We start from the raw sequence: 18840 nt of genomic DNA on the forward strand, positions 1-18840 counted from the left end.
GGGCGGATCGCTTCATTGGCAGCCGCAGTGCCGGAGAATTCGGCTTCCGCCTCGCCAAGGGCGGCAAGTGCCGCCGGGTCGCTGGCCAGCCATTCCTCGACGGCTTCCAGGTCCGAGCCCTCCAGCGAGCCGTTCAGGTAGAACGGCAGCAGCATTTCCATTTCGTCGCGGCGCGACATTTTTTCAGCGGCGCTCATGGCCACCCCCTGTCGTAACCGGCGGCCTTGAGGGCCTCACCGAGTTTCTTGCGGGCGTAAAACATGCGGGTCTTGACGGTCGCGACTGGAATGTCGAGCACCTCGCCGATCTCGCTCACCGACTGTCCGTGATAATAGGCAAGATCGATCACAACGCGATGCTCTTCCGGCAAGGCGTCGACGAAGCGCCGCAAGGCGGCAGCCTTGTCTTCCTTCATGGTGACGACTTCCGGCGTGTCGGCACTGTCGGGCACCGCGGCGGCGGCCTCGTCGTCGATCCAGGCTTCCTTCTTCTTGCGCAGCAAGGACAGCGCCTTGAAACGGGCTATGCCGAGCAGCCATGTCGAGACTTCGGAGCGTCCCTCGAAACCTGGCGCTTGGCGCCATAGCTCGAGGAACACTTCATTGGCGATATCGTCGGCCATCATTTCCGATCCCGTCTGGCGCGCCACGAAGCGGTACACCCGCGCGTGGTGACGCATGAACAGGAGCCGCACGGCGGCACGGTCGCCCTTCGCGACCCGGTCGACAAGCGCGCGATCGGTCTCCGTCGATGCCGTCATGGCCGGTCGAGCCGCCTGGCTCCTGTCTGCTCTGTCGCTGATCGATCCAAAAAGGTTCATCCTCCGCCAAGGAATTTCGGAGGCTAGCCGAAGAGCGAGGCGGTTGCCAGAGCATCCCTTCTGCCCGTCATTTACCGGGGAGGTGAGACGTGGTCCGCGCAGCGGACGAAAAGCCAATTGCTTGGCTTTTGGAACGACGAATGCCGGCAGGCGGGAGGGGGGCGCCAACGTCGCGTCCACATCACCCCAAAAACGATTTCGCCTTCATCGTCGCCGGAACCGGCACGCCGAGACGGCTTAGGATTGTCGGCGCCAGCTGCAGCTGGTCGAGCAGCGTCTCGGCCTGCGGCCCCTTGCCGGCTCCGAAATAATACAGCGCGAAATCCTGCATCTCGTCGCCATGGCCACCATGATGGCCGCGGTCGGTCTGGCCGTGATCGGCGGTGACCATGACCTCGTAGCCGGCTTCGATCCAGCGCGGCAGGAAGGCGGCCAGCATGCCGTCCATCGCATAGACGGCATGGTCCATCTCGTGGCAGTCATGGCCGAAGCGGTGCCCCATCGAGTCCAGCGTGCAGGTGTGCAGGATGCCGTAGTCGATGCCGTGGCGTTTGGTCAGCATGGTCAGCGTCGCGAACAGGTCGATGTCGCTCGGCGTCATCTGGTTGCGGCCATTGTAGCCGGTCATGGTGTGGAAGCGGCCATGCGTGATCGGCCCGCCCGGCTCGTCGAATTCCATGTCCTCGACCAGGTCGAACGGGTAGGCGCGGAAGAATTCCGACCAGTAGGAATGCGTCACGGCGCCGGTCTTGCCGCCGGCCTTGCTGACTTCGGAGAAAATGTCGGGCTGCGCGACTCGGAACCGGTTCTCGTTGGACAGGATGCCGTGCACCTGCGGTGGAACCCCGGTATGGATCGAGGCATAGCAGCAGGCCGAGGTCGACGGCAGCACGGAACGCATCTTCCAGACCCGCGCCTCGCCCGATTGCACCCAGCCTTCGAGATTGCCCATCAACCGGCGCCAGTTCCTGTAGGGAACGCCATCGAGGATGATCAGCAACAGTTTTGTCGCGAGCGCCATGGGCGACTCCGGAAGGCTTTGTCGTTGAAGGGTGGTTTCGCGGCTTATGCCACGAATTCCCTAGTTCCCCGCACTGGCCATGCGCCGTCCCTTGATCGCCTTTTCCAACCAACCGATCTCCATCTCGGGAACCGAGGAAAGCAGCAGGTCGGTATAGGCGTCGAAAGGCGGGGCCAGCACCTTGCTCTTCGGGCCGTAGCGCACCACCTCGCCGCGGTACATCACCGCGATCGAATCGGCGATCGACTTCACCGTGGCCAGGTCATGAGTGATGAAGAGATAGGCGACGTTCTCCTCCTTCTGCAGCTCGAGCAGCAGTTCAAGGATGCCGTGTGCCACCAGCGGATCGAGTGCCGAGGTCACCTCGTCGCAGATGATCAGCTTGGGCTTGGCGGCAAGTGAGCGGGCGATGCAGACGCGCTGTTTCTGGCCGCCGGAAAGCTCGGCCGGATAACGGTCGGAGAAGCCTTTGCCCATCTCGATCTTGTCGAGCAGTTCGGCGACGCGTCTGTCGCGCTCGCGGCCGCGTATGCCGAAATAGAATTCGAGCGGCCGGCCGATGATGGTGCCGACGGTCTGACGCGGGTTCATCGCCACGTCGGCCATCTGATAGATCATCTGTAACTGCCGCAGGTCCTCCTTCGGCCGGTCGGCCAGCCGGTTCGCCAACGGCCGCCCGTCGAAGGTGACGGTCCCTTCTTCGGGCGGCAAGAGCCCGGTGATGGCGCGCGCCAGCGTCGACTTGCCGGAGCCGGATTCGCCGACGACGGCTAGCGTCTGGCCCGGATAGATGTCGACCGAGACGTTCTTCAGCACCTTAATGTGGCTGCGGCCATAGGCGGCGGTGACGTTCTTCACCGACAGGAACGGCGTCGTGCCGGGCTTCTGTTCGGCGTGTTCGATCTCATGCACCGACACCAGCGCGTTGGTGTACTCCTGGCGCGGCTCCTTGATAATCTGCCTCGTGCCGCCCCATTCGACCAGTCGGCCATGGCGCAGCACCATGATCTCGTCGGAGACCTGGGCGACGACGGCAAGGTCGTGGGTGATGTAGAGTGCCGCCACATGCGTGTCGCGAATGGCATCCTTGATCGCCGCCAGCACGTCGATCTGCGTCGTCACGTCGAGCGCCGTGGTCGGCTCGTCGAAGACGATCAGATCCGGCTCGGAGCAGAGCGCCATCGCCGTCATCACGCGCTGCAGCTGGCCGCCCGAGACCTGGTGGGGAAAGCGTTCGCCGATGGTTTCGGGGTTCGGCAAGCTGAGCTTCCTGAACAGCGCGACGGCGCGCTTTTCGGCCTCGGCGCGCGTCGCCGTGCCGTGCAGCAGCGTGGCTTCCACCACCTGGTCCATCAGCCTATGCGCCGGGTTGAAGGCGGCCGCCGCCGACTGCGCGACATAGCAGACCTCGCGGCCGCGCAGCTTGCGAAAACCGTCCTTGCCGCCCTTGAGGATGTCGCGGCCGTTCAGGATGACCTCGCCGCCGGTGATGCGCACACCACCGCGCCCATAGCCCATCGACGACAGGCCGATGGTCGACTTGCCGGCGCCGGATTCGCCGATCAGGCCAAGCACCTTGCCCTTTTCGAGCGTCAACGAGACATCGTGCACCAGCACGATGTTCTTGGGCGGTTCGCCGGGCGGGAAGACGGTCGCCTCGATGCGCAGATTGCGGATGTCGAGCAGCACGCCGGGTTTCGCTTTGCTCTCTGCCATCACCCGCGTCCTCCCTTCAGGCTTGTCGTCCGGTTGAGCACCCAGTCCGCAACCAGGTTGACCGAAATCGCCAGCATGGCGATCGCTGCCGCCGGGATCAGGGCTGCCCCGATGCCGAAGACGATGCCGTCCTTGTTTTCCTTGACCATGCCGCCCCAGTCTGCATCAGGCGGTTGCACGCCAAGGCCGAGGAAGGACAGCGTCGACAGGAACAGCACCGCATAGATGAAGCGCAGGCCGAGTTCCGAAACCAGCGGCGAGAGTGCGTTGGGCAGGATCTCGCGGAAGATGATCCAGGCGCTGCCTTCGCCGCGCAGCTTCGCCGCCTCGACATAGTCCATGACGTTGATGTCGACGGCGACCGCGCGCGACAGGCGATAGACGCGGGTCGAGTCGAGAACGCCCATGACCAGGATCAGTGTCACCAGGTTGGTCGGCAGCACGGATAGCACGACAAGGCCCATGATCAGCGTCGGGATCGACATCAAGAGATCGACAAGGCGCGACAGCAGCGTATCGAACCAGCCACCGAACACCGCCGCCGAGAAGCCAAGGATGGCGCCGAGCGAGAACGACAGCGCGGTGGCCAGCACTGCGATGAACAGCGTGATGCGGGCGCCGTAGATCATTCGCGACAGCAGGTCGCGGCCGAGATTGTCGGTGCCCAGCCAATGCGCCGCCGACATAGGCTCCCAGACATCGCCGACGATCTCGCCATTGTCATGCGGTGAGATCCAGGGCGCGAAGATAGCCGCCAGAACAAACAGTGCGGTCAGTATTATGCCGACCAGCGCGGGAATGGGGATGCGTTTGATATCGAGCATGCCCGCCCCCTATTTCGGATGTCGGAGACGCGGATTGGCGACGATCGCCGCTATGTCCGCAATGATGTTCAGGCTTATGTAGACGGCGGCGAAGATCAGGCCGACCGCCTGCACCACCGGAACGTCGCGTTTGGTGACGTGGTCGACGAGATACTGCCCCATGCCCGGATAAACGAAGATCACCTCGACAACGACGACGCCGACAATGAGGTAGGCGAGGTTGAGCATGACGACGTTGATGATCGGGGCGATGGCATTCGGGAAGGCGTGCTTGCGGATAACGTTGAACGCTGACAGGCCCTTCAGTTCCGCCGTTTCGACATAGGCCGACTGCATGACGTTGAGGATCGCCGCGCGCGTCATACGCATCATGTGGGCGAGCACGACCAGCGTCAACGCCGTCGCCGGCAGCGTGATCGCTTGCATCCGTTCCCCGAAGGGCATGCCGTCATAGACAGTCGAGATGCCGGGGAAGATCTGCCACTTCACCGCGAAGAAGTAGACGAGCACATAGCCGATGAAGAATTCAGGGAAGGAGGTCGAGGCGAGCGCCAATCCGGAGATCAGCTTGTCGACCCAGCCATTGCGGTAGCGGACCGCGATAAGGCCGAGGATGATCGCCAGCGGTACGGCGACAATCGCCGCCCAGAAGGCTAGGAACAGCGTGTTCCAAAGCCGGCCCTTGATAGATGTCGCGATGTCTTGGCCGCTCGACATGGCCGTACCCAGGTCGCCCGTCACCACTCCGCCGAGCCAGTGGAAATACCTGATATAGGCCGGCTCGTTCAGCCCGAGCTGCTCACGCAGATTGGCTAGCGACTCCGGCGTCGCCGACTGCCCGAGAATGGCTTGCGCGACATCGCCGGGCAGAATCTGTGTGCCGGCGAAGATCAGGACCGAAACGGCCAACAAGAGGAGAATGCCCAGCGCAACGCGCTGGGCAATCAGTTTCAGGATGGGTGAAGACATATCCGCAAAGCCGGGCTCAGGCCTGCAGCCAGCACTTCGCCAAAGCGTAACCGTTCATCAGTTCCTGATGCGGATCGTCGATCCAGCCATCGACCTTGGCTCCGGTCGCGTCGATGAACTGGTTGAACATCGGCAAGATCAGGCCGCCTTCGTCGCGCACCATGACAGCCATATCGTGGTACATCTGCTTGCGCTTGGCCTCATCGAGCTCGGCGCGAGCCGCGAGCACCAGCTTGTCGAAATCGGGGCGCAGGAAACGCGTGTCGTTCCAGTCGGCGGTCGACAGATAGGCGGTAGAATACATCTGGTCCTGCGTCGAGCGGCCGCCCCAATAGGAAGCGCAGAAGGGCTGCTTGTTCCAAACCTCGTTCCAATAGCCGTCACCGGGTTCGCGCTTGAGCTCGATCTTGATGCCGGCCTTGGCCGCGCTCTGCTGGAAGAGCTGGGAAGCGTCGACGGCGCCCGGGAAGGCGACGTCGGAGGTCCTCAGCAACACGGTGCCGTCATGGCCCGACTTCTTGTAATGGAACTTGGCCTTGTCGGGGTCGTACTTGCGCTGCTCGATCTCGGTGAACAGCGGATAGGATGAATTGATTGGGAAGTCGTTGCCCAGCGAGCCGTAGCCGCGCAGCACTTTGTTCAGCATCTCCTCGCGGTCTATCGCCAGCTTCAGCGCCATGCGCAGATCGTTGTTGTCGAACGGCGCCGTGTTGCAATGCATGATGAACACGTAGTGGCCGGGACCGGCGTGATTGCGGATGGTGACGCCCGGCAGACGCTTGATCAGGTCGACGATCTTCGGCTCGACGCGGTTGATCATGTTGACCTGGCCGCCCTGCAGGGCCGCGGTGCGCGCCGTCGCATCGTTGATAACGATGACTTCTATCTGGTCGGCATGGCCCATCTTGTCGCCTTGCCAATAGTTGGCAAAGCGCTCGCCGCCATGGCGCACGCCAGGCTCGTTGGTCTTGACCACGTATGGGCCGGCCGAAATACCGGCATCGGGCTTATCCTTGCCGCCGTTCGGCTGGACGATCAGGTGATAGTCGCTGAGCAGGTAGGGCAGGTCGGCGTTGGCCTCCTTCAGCGTCAGCACCACTTCCTTGCCGCTGGCCTTGATGGTCTCGATGCCCTTCATGTAGCCGAGCGCACCGGATTTCGACTTCTCGTCCGAATGGCGCTCCAGCGTGGCCGCGACGTCCTCGGCGGTCACCGTCTTGCCATTGTGGAACTCGACGCCGTCGCGGATCTTCAGCGTCCACACCTTGGCGTCGTCCGAGGAGCCGATCTCCTCGGCGATACGGTTCTCGAGCTTGCCTTCCGGCGACAGCTCGACGATCATTTCGCCCCAGCACTTGCCGAAGGCGAACGGCACCTGCGTCATCATCAGCGCCGGATCGAGGCTGTTGGTGGATTCGCCGCCGACCAAGCCTGCCTTCAGCGTGCCACCCTTGACCGGGCCCGCCGCGCGCGCCGCACTTGAAAGCAGCGAGTTGGCGAAGGGGGCGGTGACGCCAAGCGCTGCCGCCCGGCCGAGAAAATCACGACGGCTGAGTTTGCCCGACGCGACGCGCCGGCTAAGATATTCCAGTTCGTTCGACATTTTGAGTTCCTCACTCTGTTGGTTCGACTCTGCGGTCGTTTTTCTTGTTTCTTGTGAGGAGAATAATGACCGCAAGGGAAAGCAGTAAGCAAGACCGAATGCGACATGCCGTGGCGTAAATCGTGCGTCGCAATTGGATCAACGAAATCGGCGTTCAAACAAGCGCGCGCGGTATCTTCTCATCGAAATTGCGCTCGAAAACGAGCTTTTCGCCCTCATAGGCCTCGATTCTGGCGTTGACGATGAAGTTTTGCGCGTCCGATCGCATTTCGGCAGACGTTTCGGTGCGCACGGACCATTCATTTCGCGACAGGGTCTGCGTCCAATGCGTTTTCCCCGAGGCCGACAGCGGATCGTCGGGATGGATCGTCCAGGTCTCGCGGGCGATGCTGCCATTGGCAAGGCCGTGATCGAGATCGCGCACCTCGCCGAAATCATCAACGATGGAAAGGGTAACAATTCCGGTCTTCTCGTCGCGATCGACGTGGCGCTCGGAATTGGTGGCGCGGATCGTTTCTGTCTCCCAGGGAGAGGCGCCTTCCGGCTCGGCGAACGTCACTTCGTCGCCCGTCGCCAGCGGCCGCAACGGCAGGGACAGCGTCGCGGTCGACAGGGAGAGTTGGACAGGCTCCGGCGACGGCCAGATCATCGGCCAATAGGCGTTCGAAACGGCAACACGCAGGCGGTGGCCGGCGGGCACGCGGTAGGCGCATTGATCGAGCACGACGCGCGCCGACACCGTTTCACCCGGCACCAGCGCTTCCGGGAATTCGTGCGAATTGCGATGCGCCAGATTGAGTACGCCATAAGAGATCAGCTCGGAGGCACCGTCGGAATGCACGTCGCAAAGCCGCACCGCGATGTTGGCCTGCGGACGATCGGAGGATAGTCGCATCTCGACTTCGGGCGCTCCGACGATGTCGATTGCTTCACCGAGTTCGGGCTGGTCGAAGCACACCGACAGCGCATCATCGGCGCGCTGGTCGCCTGGCAGTTCCGGGCCGAAGGTGAACGGAAAATACTCGCCGCCAGCCAGGCCGCAGCTTTGCGGCGAGGCGACGATCGCGGGGTTGCCGCCCTCGGCGATAAGCTCGATCGATTGCGTCTCGATGTTGGCCGATGGCCATTGCTGTTCGGCAACCCAGCGGCCCGGGCGCTCGGGATGCCAGCGTGCCGGACGGACGCTGTCCATGACATAGGCGCGGTAGGCGGGGTCGGCCTCGATGCCTGTGTCGATATCCTTCAGCCAGCGGTCCCACCAGCGCAACGTCTCCTGCAGGAAGCCGATGGCGGGCTTGGGCCCGGCGTAATGCGGGTATTTGTGGATCCACGGCCCGATGATGCCCTTGACCGGCGCTTCGATGTTGCTGGCCAGATGCGAAACCGTGTTGCGGTAGCCGTCATGCCAGCCGCCGATCGACAGCACCGCGGCCTTGACGGTGGAAAAGTCCTCGCAGATCGAGCCGCGCTTCCAGTAGGCGTCGCGGTGCTGGTGTCTCAGCCACAGCGGCGCCAGGAAGGGCTGGTTCTCCAGCCGGGTCAGCCACAGATCCCGCCACCTGTTGTCGCCGGCCAGCAGCGGATCTGGCGGCCGTGATGAGTAGGAGAGCATGGTCGAAGCCCAGCCGAAATTCTCGATCAAAAGGCAGCCGCCCTTGTAATGGATGTCGTCGGCATAGCGATCGACGGTCGAGCACAGGCTGATCACCGCCTTCAGTGCCGGCGGCTGCTTGGCCGCGACCTGCAGGCAGTTGAAGCCGCCCCAGGAAATGCCCATCATGCCGACATTGCCGTTGCACCAGGGTTGGCTTGCAGCCCAGGCGATGACGTCGCAGGCATCCTGCAATTCCTGCTCGGAATACTCGTCGTCCATCAGCCCTTCGGAATCGCCATTGCCACGCATGTCGACGCGGATCGAGGCATAGCCGTGGCCGGCGAAATACGGATGCGTCAGCTGATCGCGGAAGATGGTGCCGTCGCGCTTGCGGTAGGGCAGATGCTCAAGGATCGCCGGCACCGGGTCATCATCGGCATCTTCCGGCATCCAGACCCGCGCCGACAGCCGGCAGCCATCCGGCATGACGATGGCCATGTCCGGAAATTCGACGACCTTGCGGGGAAAATCGGTGACGGTTTTCATGCGAGCTCTCCAGGATGTCAGTGACGCATGAAACGCGTACGTCACGAAGTCAAACGGGCGACGGCCTGTGTCGCCGACACGACGTTTGACGGGACCGTTCGACTGTCCATCTTGCGTTATCTCACTAATTTATGTATTACGTTTATTCGCTTAGGCTTGATGCATTGAGGACAATCTCGACTGAAGATCGTTTGGGATGAGCCAAAGCGCGTGACGAACCTCGAAAGCCGAGGTCTGGACTTTGCCGAACTCGATATCGAGTTTTTTGCGACTTCAACCGTCCTCCCGGCCAAGGCCGGCCGACTCAAGGCGATTGGCGAATTCGGAGAGATCATTCTCGCCGTGATCTTTAAGCCGCTTGGTTCCGAAGCGATTTCGGTAATCTCGATGCGTCGTGCCAGCCGAAAGGAAAGGTCAGTATATGAGCAATCCTAAATCGCATGTTCGACCGCTTACCAATGAGGAGGAAGCGGAAATTCAAAGACAAATTGCCGCTGATCCCGATGATGCGGAGGCGACCGACGAAGAGGTGGCGCAAGCCAAGCCTTTCGCGGAAGTGTTTCCAGAACTTTTCGAGAGTATAAGGCGTTCTCGTGGCCGGCCGACCGTGGAGAAGCCGAAGCAAGTTGTGTCCATTCGCCTGGATCAGGATGTCGTCAGAAAATTCAAGGCCACCGGCAAGGGTTGGCAAGCCAGGATAAATGAAGTGCTGAAGAAAGCGAAAGTTGGCTAGGCATCCGCGTCAATTCAGCGGAATGTCGTTCTCATCCTTGCTCGCCTGGTAGGCGCCGGACAACTCGTCATAACGGGCCGAGATATTGCCAATGCGCGCCTCCAGTCGCTGGCGCTCGACCTCGGGCAGCGATCGCACCAGTCGACGGATCGAAAAACTCTTCCAGTAGGCGTTCTCTGCATTGTAGCCGCCGGGATCGAGGGTGAAGACCTCTTTCAGGATCTTCAAATCATGCGGGATGGCGAAGCTGTCGCGCGAATCCTCGTGTGAAAAGAGGTAGTAGAAATTGTCGAAACCGGTCCAGGTAATCGCCGAAAGGCACAGCGAGCATGGCTCGTGCGTGGCGATGAAGATGGCGTCTTTCGTATCGACGCGCTCCGCCTTCGGCATTTCGTAGAAGCATTTCAGGCAGTGCACCTCGCCATGCCAGAGCGGGTTCTCGATCTCGTTGTTGGTCTCGGCCAGCACCAGCGAACGGTCATCTTTCCTCAGGATCGCCGCGCCGAACAGCTTGTTGCCATGGGCGACACCTTCGGCCGTCTTCGGCACGATGTCGTGCTCGATGACGTCGAGCAGGCGGTCGATCAGCGAAATATCGGTCATTACGGGGTCTCCTGCTGCACGTCGCCCAATAGTGCCCCCGGTTTTGGGGTAGCGACATGCACAAAAATCAAGGGAGATGGATCTCGTAGGCGTGCGAGAAATGGAATTCCTCGAGGTTGGGGCCGTCGCCACCCCGGTCGACGATCAGGAAATCCTGCGGCTCGCCGAGCGGCGTCAGCACGCCATGCCAGAGATTGCGCCGGTAATTGATCCCTTGTCCGGGGGCAGTGATAAAGGCATGAGGCTCTTCCGGTCCCTCATCTCCATCATGGCAGACAACGATCAGGAACGGGCGTGGCGACAACGGAATGAACGCCTGGCTGCCGAACGGGTGGCGCTCGACCATCGTCAGCTTCAGAGGCAATTCATAGGGCGTGCCGCGCACCATCGAGATCAGCACGCGGGCGTTCGGCCCGGTCGCCTCGGCGGTAGCGAGATCGTGGTAGCGCTCGGCCCTGCCGCCATTGATCGGGTAATGGTTGTCGCCGCCCATGTCGATGACGTCGCCAAAAGGGGCAAAGTTCTCGCGGGTCAGCGGCTGCGCGACGATACGGGTCACCGCGCGCGACCGCCAATATCAGCCCCGCCGAGCTTGGCATGGCGGTTGACGTCCTTGTAGAGCAGATAGCGGAATCTGCCCGGACCGCCGGCATAGCAGGCCTGCGGGCAGAAGGCGCGCAGCCACATATAGTCGCCGGCCTCGACCTCGACCCAATCCTGATTGAGGCGATAGACCGCCTTGCCTTCCAGCACATAGAGACCGTGCTCCATGACATGGGTCTCGGCGAAGGGAATGACCGCGCCGGGCTCCAGCATCACGATGGTCATGTGCATGTCGTGGCGCAGATCGGCCGGATCGACGAAACGTGTCGTCGCCCAGCGGCCTTCGGTGCCGGCCATCGGCGTTGGCGCGATCTCCTGCTCATTGGTGAAGAAGGCTTCGGGAGCATCGAGACCGTCGACCACCTCGTAGGCCTTGCGAATCCAATGGAAGCGGACATCGGCCTTGCTTTCGTTGCGAACCGTCCAGCCGCTGGCCGGCGGCAGGAAGGCAAATCCACCGGGCTGCAACACGTGCTTCTTGCCGGCAAGCAGAACCGTCAATTCGCCCTCGACCACGAACAGGGCACCTTCGGCGCCGGCATCGGGTTCCGGCCGGTCGCTGCCACCGCCGGGCGCGACCTCGACAATGTACTGCGAGAACGTCTCGGCAAAACCGGACAGCGGTCGCGACAAGATCCAGACGCGGGTCTTGTCCCAGAACGGCAGAGCGCTGGTGACGATGTCCTGCATCACGCCCCTGGGGATGACGGCATAGGCGTCGGTGAAGACGGCGCGGCCGGTCAGCAGTTCGCTCTGGCCGGGGTGGCCGCCATGCGGTGCGTAATAGGTTCGCTCGGGCATCCTGATCGTATCCATGGGTTCAAACCTATTGCGGAAGCATGTCCTTGAGGCGGAGCAGCGCGATGCGCTCGACCTGTTTGCAGGCAGTCTCGAATTCGACGCCGCGACTGTTGCCGATGCGCGTCTCGAATTCGGCGAGGATTTCCTCCTTGGTCTTGCCCTTCACCGCGATGATGAAGGGGAAGCCGAAGGTGGTGACGTAGGCGGCGTTCAATTTGGAGAACAGCTCGCGTTCCTTGTCGGTCAGCGCGTCTAGCCCAGCCGAGGCCTGTTCCCTGGTCGATTCCGCCGTCAGCCGTTTGGCCTTGGCCAGCTTGCCGGCAAGGTCGGGGTGGGCATTGAGCACCGAAAGCCGCTCGGTCTCGCTGGCGGCACGGAAGATGCGGCAGAGCGCATTGTGCAGGCCACCGGCGGTGTCATGCGCCGGGCCTAGTTCCAGTTCATGGGCTCGTTCTGCGATCCAGGGCGAATGCTCGAACACGCCACCGAAGGTATGGACGAAAGTCTCGAATTCCATCTTGGATGGCCTGAGTGCCGCCGGCTTGTAGGGATGGTTCTCCTGCCAGTGCCTGGCGATATCGATGCGTCGCGCCAGCCAGACCTTGTCATGCGATTTGACATAGTCGACGAAGCGCTTCAGAGCCGCGATGCGACCCGGACGGCCGACGAGGCGGCAATGCAGGCCGATGTTCATCATGCGCGGCCGGCCGGCCTTGCCCTCGGCGTAAAGCGTGTCGAAACTGTCCTTGAGATAGGCAAAGAACTGGTCGCCCGAATTGAATCCTTGCGGCGTCGCGAAGCGCATATCGTTGGCGTCGAGCGTATAGGGGATGATGAGCTGCGTGCCGCCTGCGTGCTCGAACCAGTAGGGCAATTCGTCGTCATAGGTGTCCGACACGTAGTCGAAGCCACCCTCTTCCGCCACAATCCGCACCGTGTTGACCGATGTGCGGCCCGTGTACCAGCCAGTCGGTCGCTGCCCGGTCACCTCATAGTGCAGGCGGATCGCTGCTTCGAGGTCGCGACGCTCATCTTCGGCGCTATGGTCGCGGTAGTCGATCCATTTCAGTCCGTGCGAGGCGATTTCCCAGCCGGCTTCCTGCATGGCCGTGACCTGGTCGGGCGAACGGGCGAGCGCGGTGGCGACCCCGTAGCAGGTGATCGGTACCTCAGCCTCCGTGAACAGTCGGAGCAGCCGCCAGAAGCCGGCGCGAGCGCCATATTCGTAGATTGATTCCATGTTCCAGTGACGCTGGCCCACCCAGGGCGCCGCGCCGACGATTTCCGACAGAAAGGCTTCCGACGCCTTGTCGCCATGCAGCACGCAGTTCTCGCCACCCTCTTCGTAGTTGACGACGAACTGCACGGCGACATGCGCACCATCAGGCCATTTCGGATCCGGCGGATTGGCTCCATAGCCGCGCATGTCTCTGGTGTATCGCATCGTCCCTCCTGCCGGGCATGGCCCGAAGTGTGGTGAGAATATCGAAAGGGTTGCCTGGGCATTCCCCCGAAAATTTTTGAAAGTGTTTTTGTCGCACTCCGCTCGACCGGGACTTATGCATCGCCTTTAATTGGCGCACAATTCACTGTTGATACTCGATCGTACCGGGCCAAATTCGCTCGTACCGAAAATGGGAGGCGGCCAATGGCAGAAACGTCGAAAGCCGATGGCGGGCGTCTGACGACCCATGTCCTCGACACGGCGACCGGCAAGCCGGCGGCGGGACTGTCGATCGCGCTCTACCATCTCCATGGCGACACACGGACACATTTGAAGACTGTCACCACCAATGTCGACGGCCGTTGCGATAAGGCGCTGCTCGCCGGCGCGGAGTTCCGCACCGGCGAATACGAACTGGTCTTCGCCGCGGGCGACTATTTGCGCCAGCAGGGGCTGAGTCTGCCGAAGCCCGCCTTTCTCGATGTGATCCCGATCCGCTTCGGCATGGCCGAGCCGGTGCACTACCATGTACCGCTGCTCGTCTCGCCCTATGGTTATTCGACCTACAGAGGGAGCTGAGGCATGGTCAATATCCGAAACGAAATACGCTTCATCCTCAATGGCAGGGATGTCGTGCTTTCGACGGTGGCGCCCGATGCGATCTTGCTCGACTGGCTGCGGCTCGACCGCTCGCTGCGCGGCACCAAGGAAGGCTGCGCCGAAGGCGATTGTGGGGCCTGCACTGTGCTGGTCGGTAAACTATCCGCTGGCGGATTGGTCTACGAAACCGTCAATGCCTGCATACGCTTCCTCGGCTCGCTGGACGGCACCCATGTCGTGACCGTCGAGCATTTGCGTGGGTCACCCGGGCAGTTGCACCCGGTGCAGCAGGCGATGGTCGATTTCCACGGTTCGCAATGCGGCTTCTGCACGCCGGGTTTCGTCATGTCGCTCTATGGCCTGTGGATGAGATCATCAGATCCGTCGAACGCGGCAATCGAAAAGGCGTTGCAGGGCAACCTCTGCCGTTGCACCGGCTACGAGGCGATCATGCGCGCGGCACATGCCATCTCCAGCTACGGCAAGGTGGCGAAGGACCCGCTGGCTGCCGAGCGCAAGGCGATCACCGCAAGGCTCGAGGCCATGCATGACGGTGCGAGGGTCGAGATCGGCGCCGGCAAGGCACGGCTTGTCGTGCCGGCCAATGTCGACGATTTCGCCGCTGTGCTGGACGAGGAGCCCGGCGCCACCATTGTTGCCGGCTCGACCGATGTCGGCCTGTGGGTGACCAAGCACATGCGAGAAATTTCGCCGGCCATTTTCATTGGCAATCTCGACGGGCTTTGCACAATCTCGGAAGATAATGGCGTCATTTCGATCGGCGCCGGCGTCACCTACACCGAAGCATTCTCGACGCTCGCCAGACGCATCCCGGCGCTGGGGCCGCTGTTCGATCGCATCGGTGGCGATCAGGTGCGCAACATGGGCACTATCGGCGGCAACATCGCCAACGGCTCGCCGATCGGCGACACACCACCGCCCTTGATCGCTCTCGGCGCGCGGCTGACGCTGCGCAAGGGCAACAAGCGGCGCACGATCCCGCTGGAAGCCTTCTTCATTTCCTATGGCAAGCAGGACCGGCAGCCGGGCGAGTTCGTCGAGGCCGTGCATGTGCCGGTTCCTGCCAAGGGCACAAAATTCGCCGTCCACAAGATCACCAAGCGCCGCGACGAGGACATCACGGCAGCCCTCGGCGCTTTCTTCCTGACGCTGGCCGGGGATGGCACGGTCGCGGATGTGCGCATCGCCTATGGCGGCATGGCGGCGACGCCGAAGCGTGCGTCTTCTGTGGAAAAAGCACTGCTTGGCAAGCCGTGGACCGAACAGACGGTGGAAGTGGCGATGGCCGGATATGCCGAGGATTTCACGCCGCTGACCGACATGCGGGCGAGCGCAGAATACCGGGCGCTGGCGGCGAAGAACCTGCTGTTGCGCTTCCTTGCAGAGACGAGCGGCACCAAGGCGCCGGTCCAGGTTTCGAGGCACGAGGCGGCATGATGAACAAGCACGCAGCGCCCAACCCTAGGGCTGAAAAGATCGCCGGTGGCGTCGCCACCGATCAGCGCCATGATTCCGCGCACAAGCATGTCAGCGGCACCGCCGTCTACATTGACGACATGCCGGAACCAGCCGGCACGCTGCATGGCTGCCTCGGGCTTTCGGCCGCAACACATGCCACCATCACCAGCATGGATCTCTCGGCGGTGCGTACGGCGCCCGGCGTTGTCGACGTGCTGACGGCCAAGGATGTGCCGGGCGAAAACGACATTTCGCCGACCGGCCGCCACGACGAGCCGGTGCTGGCCGATGGCAAGGTGCAATTCTACGGCCAACCGATCTTCTGCGTCATCGCCGAAACGCGCGAGCAGGCGCGCCGCGCCACCAGGTTGGCCAAGGTCGAATACAAGGAGCTGCCTTTCGTCACCGACATCGGCGCGCTCGATCCGAAGAAGGACAAGCTCGTCACGCCGCCGCTGACCCTGAAGCGCGGCGATGCCGCTAAAGCGATCGAAAAGGCGCCGCGCCGGCTCAAAGGGCAGATGCGCATCGGCGGCCAGGAGCATTTCTATCTCGAAGGCCACATTGCGATGGCCATTCCCGGCGAGGACCAGGACGTCACCATCTATTCTTCGACCCAGCATCCGAGCGAAATCCAGCACATGGTCAGCCACGCGCTCGGTGTGCCGAGCAACGCCGTCACGGTGGAAATCCGCCGCATGGGCGGCGGCTTCGGCGGCAAGGAGACGCAAGGCAACCAGTTTGCGGCATTGGCCGCGATAGCCGCGAAGAAGCACCATCGCGCCGTGAAGATCCGGCCCGACCGCGACGACGACATGATCGCCACCGGCAAGCGTCACGATTTCCTGGTCGACTATGAGGTCGGCTTCGACAATGAGGGCAACATCCTCGGTGTCGATTTCATGTTCGCGGCGCGCTGCGGCTTTTCGTCGGACCTTTCCGGCCCGGTGACCGATCGCGCGCTGTTCCACTGCGACAACACCTATTTCTGGCCGGCGGTGCATGCGCAGTCGGCGCCGCTCTACACCAACACCGTGTCGAACACTGCCTTCCGTGGTTTCGGCGGCCCGCAGGGCATGGTTGGCGCCGAGCGCGTCATCGACGAGGTGGCCTTTGCCGTCGGCAAGGACCCGCTCGAAATCCGCAAGAAGAATTTCTACGGCACATCAGACCGCAACGTCACACCCTACCACCAGACGGTTGAGGACAACATCATCCAGCGCATCGTCGCCGAACTGGAGGAGAGCGCCAGCTATGCGCGGCGGCGGCGCGAAATATCGGCCTTCAACGCCAATAGCCGCTTTATCAAACGCGGCCTGGCGTTGACGCCGGTCAAGTTCGGCATTTCCTTCACTGCCACCCACTACAATCAGGCTGGCGCGCTGGTGCATGTCTACACCGACGGTTCGGTGCATCTGAACCATGGCGGCACCGAGATGGGGCAGGGCCTCTACGTCAAAGTGGCGCAAGTGGTGGCTGAAGAGTTCCAGATCGACCTCGACCAGGTAAAGATCACCGCGACGACGACCGGCAAGGTGCCGAACACCTCGGCCACGGCGGCGTCGTCCGGTTCCGACCTCAACGGCATGGCGGCGCGGAATGGCGCTCGCCAGATCAAGGACAGGCTGACCGATTTCGCCGCCGAGAAATATCAGGTGCCGCGCGACCAGGTGCTGTTCCTGCCCAACCGGGTGCGCGTCGGCAACCAGGAGATCGCCTTCGCCGACCTCGTCAAGCAGGCCTACATGGCCCGCATCCAGCTTTCGGCGGCGGGATTCTACAAGACGCCGAAAATCCACTGGAACCGCGACAAAGGCGAAGGCCGCCCCTTTTACTACTTCGCTTACGGCGCATCGTGCTCGGAAGTCTCGGTCGACACGCTCACCGGCGAATACATGGTCGAGCGCACCGATATCCTGCACGAGACCGGCCGTTCGTTGAACCGCGCCATCGATCTTGGCCAGATCGAGGGCGGTTTCATCCAGGGCATGGGCTGGCTGACGACCGAGGAACTGTGGTGGGACGACAGAGGCCGGCTGCGCACCCATGCGCCGTCGACCTACAAGATTCCGCTCGCCTCCGATCGGCCGAAGATTTTCAACGTCACCCTGGCCGACTGGCCGGAAGCGGGTGAGCCGACCATCCACCGCTCCAAGGCGGTCGGCGAGCCGCCGTTCCCGCTCGGCATGTCGGTGCTGCACGCCCTGTCGGATGCGGTGGCGAGCGTCGCCGACAACAGGATCTGTCCGCGCCTCGACGCGCCGGCGACCCCGGAGCGGGTTCTGATGGCGATCGAGCGGCTGAAGACCGAGGCGAAGGCCTGATTCTGGCGCCAGGGTCGGCAATGCGTGCAATTCAGGCCGAAAGACCCTATGTTTCCCGCACGGGAACACGAATGATGAATTCGAAAGTGCAAAGCCTCAAAGACTTCCTTGCTGGTCAAGGCCGCATCGCTTTGGTCGAGGTCGCCGGCACGAAAGGGTCGACGCCACGCGAGAAGGGCGCGCTCATGCTCGTCTCGCAATCGGCAATCCTGGGCACGATCGGCGGCGGTCAGCTCGAATACATGGCCATCGACAAAGCCAGGCAGATGCTTTTCTCCCCCCTCGACGGCGGTGAGAAGTGTTCGGCCGAAGGCCGAGAAAAAGCCAATGATTTGGCCTTTTCAGTGACGAACGCCCGGAGCCATGGCGAAGGGCCAGCCGCGAAGCGGCCAGAGGGGGTCGGCAGAGGCAGCGCGCGACCTAAAACGTCGAGCACTGCCGCGGCGACCCCACCCGACGGCTTCGCCGCCACCCTCCCCTCAAGGAGGAGGGATATTCGCGCCACCCTCGACGTTCCGCTAGGCCCTGAAATCGGCCAATGCTGCGGTGGGCGCGTCGAAGTGCTGATCCGGCTGGTCGATGCGGCGCTCGCCGCCGAGCTGGTTGCGGCTGCGGAGGCAGAAGAAGCGCATCTGCCGCATGTCTATATCTTCGGCGGCGGCCATGTCGGCCAGGCGCTGGCGTCGACGATCGCACTTCTTCCCGTGCATGGCGTCGTCATCGAGACGCGGGCCGAGGCGCTGGAAGGCATGCCCGAAACCGTCGAGACCCGGCTGACGCCGATACCGGAAGCTATGGTGCGCGATGCTCCTGCGGGGGCCGCCTTCGCCATCCTCACCCACGACCATGCACTGGATTTCCTGATCGTGGCTGAAGCGCTGAAACGCGGCGACGCCGCCTATGTCGGCATGATCGGGTCGAAGACCAAGAAAGCGACGTTCAAGAACTGGTTCCTGAAATCGGCGGATGGCAGCGAGGCGGAATTTGCCCGCCTCATTTCGCCGATCGGCGGCGACGCCGTCAAGGACAAGCGGCCGCAAGTCATCGCGGCGCTTGCGGCGGCCGAGATCATGACGGCGCTGGTCATGCACGCCTCATCATCCAATGTCAGCTATCAGGTTTCGCACGACAAGGTGATTGCCGGCTAAGCTTGCGCCTCC

17 protein-coding genes and 1 pseudogene are annotated in these 18840 nt (G+C 62.5%); 6 read left to right on the top strand and 12 right to left on the bottom strand.

Going from position 1 to position 18840, the window contains the following annotated elements; translation table 11 throughout:
* The 8 genes and pseudogenes from X744_RS0137825 to X744_RS147040 form a co-directional block, all read right to left on the bottom strand.
* Window positions 1–197, bottom strand: a pseudogene (locus X744_RS0137825) (anti-sigma factor); the annotation flags it as partial.
* Window positions 194–760 carry a sigma-70 family RNA polymerase sigma factor gene (locus tag X744_RS147070; protein ID WP_023761412.1) on the bottom strand — a complete coding sequence of 189 codons (567 nt, stop codon included), beginning with the start codon at window positions 758–760 and terminating at the stop codon, window positions 194–196. The gene X744_RS147070 and the pseudogene X744_RS0137825, both read right to left, overlap by 4 nt.
* Window positions 761–1001: 241 nt before the next feature.
* A complete protein-coding gene (locus X744_RS147065) occupies window positions 1002–1841 on the bottom strand; it encodes an alkaline phosphatase family protein (RefSeq protein WP_023761413.1) in 840 nt (279 codons plus the stop codon).
* A gap of 60 nt (window positions 1842–1901) precedes the next feature.
* A complete protein-coding gene (locus X744_RS147060; protein WP_023761414.1) occupies window positions 1902–3557 on the bottom strand; it encodes an ABC transporter ATP-binding protein in 1656 nt (551 codons plus the stop codon).
* Window positions 3557–4381: an ABC transporter permease gene (locus tag X744_RS147055; RefSeq protein WP_023761415.1), complete on the bottom strand. Its 825-nt coding sequence runs from the start codon at window positions 4379–4381 to the stop codon at window positions 3557–3559. Before X744_RS147055 ends, X744_RS147060 begins: the two co-directional genes overlap by 1 nt.
* Window positions 4382–4390: 9 nt before the next feature.
* A complete protein-coding gene (locus X744_RS147050) occupies window positions 4391–5350 on the bottom strand; it encodes an ABC transporter permease (RefSeq protein ID WP_023761416.1) in 960 nt (319 codons plus the stop codon).
* A 16-nt stretch (window positions 5351–5366) separates the two neighbouring features.
* Window positions 5367–6953, bottom strand: coding sequence for an ABC transporter substrate-binding protein (locus tag X744_RS147045; protein ID WP_023761417.1), 1587 nt, complete (start codon window positions 6951–6953; stop codon window positions 5367–5369).
* A 154-nt stretch (window positions 6954–7107) separates the two neighbouring features.
* Window positions 7108–9093 carry a CocE/NonD family hydrolase gene (locus X744_RS147040; RefSeq protein ID WP_023761418.1) on the bottom strand — a complete coding sequence of 662 codons (1986 nt, stop codon included), beginning with the start codon at window positions 9091–9093 and terminating at the stop codon, window positions 7108–7110.
* A 180-nt stretch (window positions 9094–9273) separates the two neighbouring features.
* Here X744_RS147040 and X744_RS147035 point away from each other — a divergent pair, with 180 nt between their 5' ends.
* The gene (locus X744_RS147035) at window positions 9274–9528 is read left to right on the top strand and encodes a BrnT family toxin (RefSeq protein WP_023761419.1); all 255 of its coding nucleotides are present in this window, start codon (window positions 9274–9276) and stop codon (window positions 9526–9528) included.
* Window positions 9515–9826: a BrnA antitoxin family protein gene (locus X744_RS147030; protein WP_023761420.1), complete on the top strand. Its 312-nt coding sequence runs from the start codon at window positions 9515–9517 to the stop codon at window positions 9824–9826. Before X744_RS147035 ends, X744_RS147030 begins: the two co-directional genes overlap by 14 nt.
* A gap of 9 nt (window positions 9827–9835) precedes the next feature.
* Here X744_RS147030 and X744_RS147025 read toward each other — a convergent pair whose 3' ends face one another.
* The 4 genes from X744_RS147025 to puuE form a co-directional block, all read right to left on the bottom strand.
* Entirely contained in the window at window positions 9836–10429 is a 594-nt protein-coding gene (locus X744_RS147025) for a nucleoside deaminase (protein ID WP_023761421.1), read from the bottom strand.
* 67 nt (window positions 10430–10496) lie between these two features.
* Complete coding sequence (locus X744_RS147020) at window positions 10497–10988, bottom strand: ureidoglycolate lyase (protein ID WP_023761422.1); 492 nt, start codon at window positions 10986–10988, stop codon at window positions 10497–10499.
* A complete protein-coding gene (locus X744_RS147015; RefSeq protein ID WP_023761423.1) occupies window positions 10985–11848 on the bottom strand; it encodes a bifunctional allantoicase/(S)-ureidoglycine aminohydrolase in 864 nt (287 codons plus the stop codon). The genes X744_RS147020 and X744_RS147015 overlap by 4 nt, the downstream gene beginning before the upstream one ends.
* A gap of 10 nt (window positions 11849–11858) precedes the next feature.
* Window positions 11859–13277 (bottom strand): allantoinase PuuE, encoded by a 1419-nt coding sequence (puuE, locus tag X744_RS147010; RefSeq protein ID WP_023761424.1) that lies wholly within the window; start codon window positions 13275–13277, stop codon window positions 11859–11861.
* Between the two features lie 204 nt (window positions 13278–13481).
* Here puuE and uraH point away from each other — a divergent pair, with 204 nt between their 5' ends.
* The 4 genes from uraH to xdhC all read left to right on the top strand — a co-directional run bounded on the left by uraH (window position 13482) and on the right by xdhC (window position 18828).
* Window positions 13482–13856, top strand: a complete 375-nt coding sequence (gene uraH / locus X744_RS147005) for a hydroxyisourate hydrolase (RefSeq protein WP_023761425.1) — start codon at window positions 13482–13484, stop codon at window positions 13854–13856.
* A 3-nt stretch (window positions 13857–13859) separates the two neighbouring features.
* The gene (xdhA, locus tag X744_RS147000) at window positions 13860–15335 is read left to right on the top strand and encodes a xanthine dehydrogenase small subunit (protein WP_023761426.1); all 1476 of its coding nucleotides are present in this window, start codon (window positions 13860–13862) and stop codon (window positions 15333–15335) included.
* The gene (gene xdhB, locus X744_RS146995; RefSeq protein ID WP_023761427.1) at window positions 15335–17680 is read left to right on the top strand and encodes a xanthine dehydrogenase molybdopterin binding subunit; all 2346 of its coding nucleotides are present in this window, start codon (window positions 15335–15337) and stop codon (window positions 17678–17680) included. The genes xdhA and xdhB overlap by 1 nt, the downstream gene beginning before the upstream one ends.
* Window positions 17681–17754: 74 nt before the next feature.
* The gene (xdhC, locus tag X744_RS146990; protein WP_023761428.1) at window positions 17755–18828 is read left to right on the top strand and encodes a xanthine dehydrogenase accessory protein XdhC; all 1074 of its coding nucleotides are present in this window, start codon (window positions 17755–17757) and stop codon (window positions 18826–18828) included.
* The last annotated feature ends 12 nt before the right edge of the window (window positions 18829–18840 follow it).

The organism is Mesorhizobium sp. LNHC252B00 (assembly GCF_000502955.1).
Lineage (GTDB): Bacteria > Pseudomonadota > Alphaproteobacteria > Rhizobiales > Rhizobiaceae > Mesorhizobium.

Bases quoted from the DNA above. Each gene is read 5' to 3' on its own strand.
- X744_RS147070 (WP_023761412.1), bottom strand. From the start codon at position 760: ATGACGGCATCGACGGAGACCGATCGCGCGCTTGTCGACCGGGTCGCG.
- X744_RS147065 (WP_023761413.1), bottom strand. From the start codon at position 1,841: ATGGCGCTCGCGACAAAACTGTTGCTGATCATCCTCGATGGCGTTCCC.
- X744_RS147060 (WP_023761414.1), bottom strand. From the start codon at position 3,557: ATGGCAGAGAGCAAAGCGAAACCCGGCGTGCTGCTCGACATCCGCAAT.
- X744_RS147055 (WP_023761415.1), bottom strand. From the start codon at position 4,381: ATGCTCGATATCAAACGCATCCCCATTCCCGCGCTGGTCGGCATAATA.
- X744_RS147050 (WP_023761416.1), bottom strand. From the start codon at position 5,350: ATGTCTTCACCCATCCTGAAACTGATTGCCCAGCGCGTTGCGCTGGGC.
- X744_RS147045 (WP_023761417.1), bottom strand. From the start codon at position 6,953: ATGTCGAACGAACTGGAATATCTTAGCCGGCGCGTCGCGTCGGGCAAA.
- X744_RS147040 (WP_023761418.1), bottom strand. From the start codon at position 9,093: ATGAAAACCGTCACCGATTTTCCCCGCAAGGTCGTCGAATTTCCGGAC.
- X744_RS147030 (WP_023761420.1), top strand. From the start codon at position 9,515: ATGAGCAATCCTAAATCGCATGTTCGACCGCTTACCAATGAGGAGGAA.
- X744_RS147025 (WP_023761421.1), bottom strand. From the start codon at position 10,429: ATGACCGATATTTCGCTGATCGACCGCCTGCTCGACGTCATCGAGCAC.
- X744_RS147015 (WP_023761423.1), bottom strand. From the start codon at position 11,848: ATGGATACGATCAGGATGCCCGAGCGAACCTATTACGCACCGCATGGC.
- puuE (WP_023761424.1), bottom strand. From the start codon at position 13,277: ATGCGATACACCAGAGACATGCGCGGCTATGGAGCCAATCCGCCGGAT.
- uraH (WP_023761425.1), top strand. From the start codon at position 13,482: ATGGCAGAAACGTCGAAAGCCGATGGCGGGCGTCTGACGACCCATGTC.
- xdhA (WP_023761426.1), top strand. From the start codon at position 13,860: ATGGTCAATATCCGAAACGAAATACGCTTCATCCTCAATGGCAGGGAT.
- xdhB (WP_023761427.1), top strand. From the start codon at position 15,335: ATGAACAAGCACGCAGCGCCCAACCCTAGGGCTGAAAAGATCGCCGGT.
- xdhC (WP_023761428.1), top strand. From the start codon at position 17,755: ATGAATTCGAAAGTGCAAAGCCTCAAAGACTTCCTTGCTGGTCAAGGC.